Raw genomic sequence first — 3149 nt, forward strand, 5'->3', positions numbered from 1 at the left:
GGAGGAAGAGCGCCGCCAGCGTCTCGCGCAGCGGGGCCGCGTTCACCTCCTCCTTGTGCCCGCGGCGATGGAGCGGCGCCCCCGAGGTGTCGATGCTGAGGGTGCAGAGGTCGTCGTCGATGCGGACCCGGATCGTCACGGCGGCGGGGTCGTCGGCGAGGGGACAGCCGCTATCCTCGAGCGCCCGCGCGATGCGGGAGCGCGCCGCGCCGGCATGGTAGATGCGGGAGCCGCGGCAGGTGGCCTCGATGCGCACCGGCGTGCCGGGGAGAAGGGTGTCGGCCCAGGGCACCTTGCGGGCGCGCTTGTCGAGCTGGGCGAGATGGAGCGCCCGGAAGGCGGCGATCCGGGCGAGGACGCGGCCCGCGCCGCGGAGGCGGAGGTTGGCCTGCCAGACCTCCGGCCAGCCACCGCGGACGGTGACGCCGCCCGGGACGGGCTTCGGGTCGGGCAGGCCGAGCTCGGCGGCCTCGGCGGCGAGGAGCGGCTCGAGGCCGGGCGGGGCGGCGAGGAAGATCTCGAAGGGCGCGGGCATGGAGAGGGGATAGCCGGAAAGCCCGGCGGGGGCGAGAGCGCGCGACGATCGGCGGCAGGGTTGTGAAGGGGGGCCGGGGTGCTTAGGTAACGTCTTGAAGACTCCGGGATTTCGTGGCGCGGGCGGCATTCCGGGGGTGACAAGGCCGGGCCGGCCGGATAGACTGCGCCACCATCACCAAGGACCTCTCACGACATGGCTGAAGCCGCCCGCGCGCCCGAGGATTACGGCGCCGATTCCATCAAGGTTCTCAAAGGGCTGGAGGCCGTCCGCAAGCGGCCCGGGATGTACATCGGCGACACCGACGACGGCTCGGGCCTGCACCACATGGTCTACGAGGTCGTCGACAACGGCATCGACGAGGCGCTCGCCGGCCATGCGACGGAGGTGAGCGTCACCCTGCATGCCGACGGGTCGGTCTCGGTGCGCGACAACGGGCGCGGGATCCCGGTCGGGATCCACGAGGGCGAGGGGGTCTCGGCGGCCGAGGTCATCATGACCCAGCTGCACGCGGGCGGGAAGTTCGACCAGAACAGCTACAAGGTCTCGGGCGGCCTGCACGGCGTCGGCGTGAGCGTCGTCAACGCGCTCTCGGACTGGCTCGAGCTGCGCGTCTGGCGCGGCGGCTACGAGCATTTCGCCCGCTTCGAGCACGGCGATACGGTGGAGAGCCTGCGCCGGGTCGGGCCCGACAACGGCCAGCGCGGGACCGAGGTGCGCTTCCTCGCCTCGTCGCAGACCTTCTCGCGCACCGAATACGACCTCCGCACCCTGGAGCACCGGCTGCGGGAGCTCGCCTTCCTCAACTCCGGGGTGAAGATCACCCTCCGCGACGAACGCAAGGGCGAGCCCGAGGAGATCGTGCTCGCCTACCAGGGCGGCGTGCGCGAGTTCGTCCGCTATCTCGACCGCTCGAAGACGCCGCTCCTCGCCGAGCCGATCCACATCGTCGGCGAGGCGGGCGGGATCGGCGTCGAGGTCGCCATGTGGTGGAACGACAGCTACCACGAGACGATGCTGCCCTTCACCAACAACATCCCCCAGCGGGACGGCGGCTCGCATCTCGCGGGCTTCCGCGGCGCGCTGACGCGGACGATCAACGCCTACGCCGGCGAGAGCGGGCTGGCGCGCAAGGAGAAGGTCATGCTCTCGGGCGACGATGCGCGCGAGGGGCTGACCTGCGTGCTGTCGGTCAAGGTGCCGGACCCGAAGTTCTCGAGCCAGACCAAGGACAAGCTGGTCAGCTCCGAGGTGCGGCCGGCGGTCGAGGGCCTGGTGGGCGAGAAGCTCGCCGAGTGGTTCGAGGAGAACCCGGCCGAGGCGAAGGTCGTGGTCGGCAAGATCGTCGAGGCGGCGCTGGCGCGCGAGGCGGCGCGCAAGGCGCGCGAGCTCACCCGGCGCAAGACGGCGATGGACGTCGCCAATCTGCCCGGCAAGCTCGCCGACTGCCAGGAGAAGGACCCGGCGAAGGCCGAGATCTTCATCGTCGAGGGCGACTCGGCCGGCGGCTCGGCCAAGCAGGGGCGCTCGCGGCACAACCAGGCCGTCCTGCCGCTGCGGGGCAAGATCCTGAACGTCGAGCGGGCGCGCTTCGACCGGATGCTGACCAGCCAGGAGATCGGCACGCTGATCACCGCGCTCGGCACCGGCATCGGGCGGGACGAGTTCAACCTCGGCAAGCTGCGCTACCACAAGGTCATCATCATGACCGACGCCGACGTGGACGGGGCGCACATCAGGACGCTGCTGCTCACCTTCTTCTTCCGGCAGATGCGCGAGCTGATCGAGGCCGGGCACCTCTTCATCGCCCAGCCGCCGCTCTACAAGGTGAGCCGCGGCCGCTCGGAGGTCTATCTCAAGGACCAGGCGGCGCTCGAGAACTACCTGATCGAGGCGGGGCTCGAGGGGGCGACGCTGAGGCTCGCCTCCGGCGCGGTGCTGGCCGGGGCTGACCTCGCGCGGGTGGTCGAGGAGGCGCGCGGCGTGACGGCGGCGCTCGCCGCCTTCCCGACGCTCTATCCGCGGCACGTGCTCGAGCAGGCGGCGATCGCCGGGGCGCTCGTCAGGGGCGTGCTCGACGACGACCCGCAGGGGACGGCTAACAAGGTCGCGGCGCGGCTCGATCTCATCGCGGCCGAGTACGAGCGCGGCTGGCAGGGGCGGCCGACGCAGGACGGCGGCCTGCGCCTCTGGCGGACGCTGCGCGGGGTGGACGAGGTGCGGCTGCTCGACGGGGGCGTGCTGCGCTCGGGCGAGGCGCGGCGGCTCGCGGCGCTGACGCCGGGGCTGCAGGAGGTCTATGGCGAGGTGCCGACACTGGTCCGCCGCGAGCGCGAGCAGGCGATCCATGCGCCCTCGCAGTTCCTCGAGGCGGTCACGCGCGAGGGCGAGAAGGGGCTGACGCTGCAACGCTACAAGGGGCTCGGCGAGATGAACCCCGAGCAGCTCTGGGAGACGACGCTCGACCCCGAGGCGCGCACGCTGCTGCAGGTCAGGATCGACCAGTTCGACGAGGCGGACGAGGTCTTCACCAAGCTGATGGGCGACGAGGTCGAACCGAGGCGGGACTTCATCCAGGCGAACGCGCTGAGCGTGGCGAACCTCGACACCTGAG

At 71.5% G+C, this 3149-nt stretch carries 1 protein-coding gene and 1 pseudogene; one reads left to right on the forward strand and one right to left on the reverse strand.

Annotated elements, in window-relative coordinates; genetic code table 11:
- A pseudogene (locus Q0112_RS04395) lies at positions 1–535 on the reverse strand (class I SAM-dependent RNA methyltransferase); the annotation flags it as partial.
- A 195-nt stretch (positions 536–730) separates the two neighbouring features.
- Between Q0112_RS04395 and gyrB the strand changes: the two are divergent.
- On the forward strand, positions 731–3148 hold the full coding sequence (gene gyrB, locus Q0112_RS04400; RefSeq protein ID WP_297971966.1) for a DNA topoisomerase (ATP-hydrolyzing) subunit B: 2418 nt from the start codon (positions 731–733) through the stop codon (positions 3146–3148).
- Position 3149 lies beyond the last annotated feature (1 nt).

This window comes from uncultured Amaricoccus sp., from assembly GCF_937858865.1.
Classification (GTDB): Bacteria; Pseudomonadota; Alphaproteobacteria; order Rhodobacterales; family Rhodobacteraceae; genus Amaricoccus.